3 protein-coding genes are annotated in these 2416 nt (G+C 53.8%); all 3 read right to left on the bottom strand.

Features of this window, described 5'->3' with window-relative positions; genetic code table 11:
- Nucleotides 1-61: 61 nt before the first annotated feature.
- A complete protein-coding gene (locus MXAZACID_RS18355) occupies nt 62-337 on the bottom strand; it encodes a hypothetical protein (protein ID WP_083878754.1) in 276 nt (91 codons plus the stop codon).
- Nucleotides 334-1389, bottom strand: a complete 1056-nt coding sequence (locus tag MXAZACID_RS18810) for a hypothetical protein (RefSeq protein WP_144052789.1) — start codon at nt 1387-1389, stop codon at nt 334-336. The genes MXAZACID_RS18355 and MXAZACID_RS18810 overlap by 4 nt, the downstream gene beginning before the upstream one ends.
- A 362-nt stretch (nt 1390-1751) precedes the next feature.
- Nucleotides 1752-2416 (bottom strand): ABC transporter permease (locus MXAZACID_RS12785; RefSeq protein WP_008494826.1); only part of this gene is annotated, 665 nt, incomplete at its 5' end.

Here is a 2416-nt window from a genome sequence, read left to right as displayed (position 1 = left end):
GCTAAAGTGCGAGAGCCTTAGAAGCACAGCGTTAGGTTAGTTACACCGAGTTATTTGAATTTTATTTCTGAAATGCAGCGGCTTCGTATCCAGCCTGATCTAATGTGCAGTCCACCAGTTCTAAAAAGGCTTTCTTTGTTAAGCCCACTTGTTTAGCCATTTGCCCGAGTAGCGGATCACCAATGGTCTTATGTGCCGAACCATGGCTCATCTTGGTCTTTTTTATTGTTTTTTTACCCCCAAGATTCCAGTAGATATAATAGGAATGGTCGCCATTTTCTTTTTTAAATCCCTTACGCTGTAACGCGGCGTCGATAACATCTCGCTCTCTAGTCATGCACTGATTACCTTGAAACGCGATAATAACGCTACTTTGACGGATTGGGCTTCAGCATCCAGCTCATCATCAGGTGCGAGCGCATAATGACGCCACAATATGTCAAGCTCTTCAAGAACGCTCTCGCGCAGCTTGTCATAAGTGAGCGCAAAGGCATCTATGCCAAGTAAACTATCCTGAAAGGAAAATATTTTATCCTTCCAGTTTAGAGTTACAGGAATTGACAGTGTACGATTTGCCTGAATTGTTTGTGAGCCGGACTGGAAGCTTGAAATTGCTTCTAGTGTCGGTTCCAACTCAGTAACGGAATAGACTTCTTTAAAAGAAGCTATATCGCCTTTCTGGTTAATCTTAGGCCGGCCCGTAATTTTTAACCTTTTGCGAACATTTTGCTTAAGCCATTCTTCAGTAGACAAGGGATAGTCGATTCGAATTGTGGCCTGATTGCTAGGTTTGATCGCTAGAATCGTACGACTGAAGTCAATCGCCTGTAATTTTCCAGCTACAACCTCTTCGTCGATTTCAGGTGGGCTGCCTGTTTTATATTTGGCAAGCACTGTGCGCGCTCGTTCCGCTTTAAAATTGAATGGTCCGCGTGATCCCGCTCGGACTGTTATTTCTAAATCGCTGTCCTCCGATGGCAGAAGGCCAAGCGCAGCTTTTGCCATGAACCAACGTTCGCGTGCATTTGGGAGAACTTGCTTTACCACCTCTTCATTGCCGCTATCGAATGCCTTCAAAGCTTCAAGCAATTTTTTTCGTGCAGCTACGGTGGCAGGAGTAAAGGCACCATTTTGTGAAGCTACATTGAACGGTTGAACGTGGCTCCCCTTTTCGGGAGCATGGCATACAATCGCATATTCTTGCCTTACTTTCGCGGTGGGCTTCAGGCGCTCACTTAGAATGCGTCCCTCTGACATCATGCCAATAATATATACCATACGCTGAAGTGCATTGAGAGACGCTATCACAGCATCGGCTGGCGCCCCGTTCAGTCGCCGGACAGACTCGCCGTTGAACTTCAGTTCGATATTGTCCGGCTTTTCAGCCACTTCTGACCCCATTAAATCTGCTTGACGGTTCTCGTAGCGCTTCCGTCATGTTTAGCCACCAGCCTTTGCAAATGAAAGGGGGACAAATAAACAAAACTTGGCTACTTGTACGCATTCACCAGCCCAGCGAGCTTAGAGCGGGTAAAATACAGCGTAACACATCCAACGAATGGCGACTCTCTGGATTGATCCCATGGTGGCCCTGCCACGACCAACTAGCTGACTCCTCCCCGAAAAAGCCTTCCAATGGCTGGAATGTCCGCTTCGGAGCGTCTGACTAAGGTCTCTGAACAGCAACTATGGGCGCTGAGCGGACACTCGTCAGTTTCCGCGCCGTGACTGCTTTCCCCCATCCCAGCCCCCTACCCCTCCGGCGCCCAGTGCAGCAGTTTTTTCAGCAGCATATCCACCCCCACCCAGAGCAGGATCGTCATCCCCGCCAGCAGCACCAGGGCGGCGAACATCACATCCGTCTGCATCCGGGCATTGGCGTTCAGCATCACATAGCCCAGCCCCTCGGAGGCGCCGGCCCATTCGCCGATGATGGCGCCGATGGGCGCCACCGAGGCGGCGATGCGCAGGCCCGCGCCGAAGGCCGGCAGCGCCGCCATCAGCCGCACCCGCCAGAGGATGGCCAGCCGCGAGGCGCCCATGGTGCGGGCGAGGTCCAGCCAGCCCGGCTCGGTGCGGCGCAGACCGTCATAAAAGGCAGCGGTGACGGGAAAGAAAATCACCAGCACCGCCATCAGCACTTTCGAGGCGAGGCCGAAGCCCAGCCACAGCACCAAAAGCGGCGCCAGGGCAAACACCGGCACCGCCTGGCTCAGCAGCAGCAGCGGCAGCAGCCAGCGCTGCACCCCGCGCGAGGCGACCATCACCAGCGCGCAGCCCGCCCCGAACAGCGTGCCCAAGCCCAGCCCGAGGGCGATTTCCAGCAGCGTCACCAGCGCGTTGCGGGCCAGGAAGCCCCATTGCGCCACCAGCGTCTGCGCCACGGCACCAGGGCCGGGCAGCAGAAAGGCGGGGA

Source organism: Acidocella sp. MX-AZ02 (assembly GCF_000306035.1).
Taxonomy (GTDB): Bacteria; Pseudomonadota; Alphaproteobacteria; order Acetobacterales; family Acetobacteraceae; genus Acidocella; species Acidocella facilis.
Note: the sequence above shows the minus strand (reverse complement) of the source record. Positions and strands in the feature narration are given on the sequence as shown.

Bases quoted from the DNA above. Each gene is read 5' to 3' on its own strand.
- MXAZACID_RS18355 (WP_083878754.1), bottom strand. From the start codon at position 337: ATGACTAGAGAGCGAGATGTTATCGACGCCGCGTTACAGCGTAAGGGA.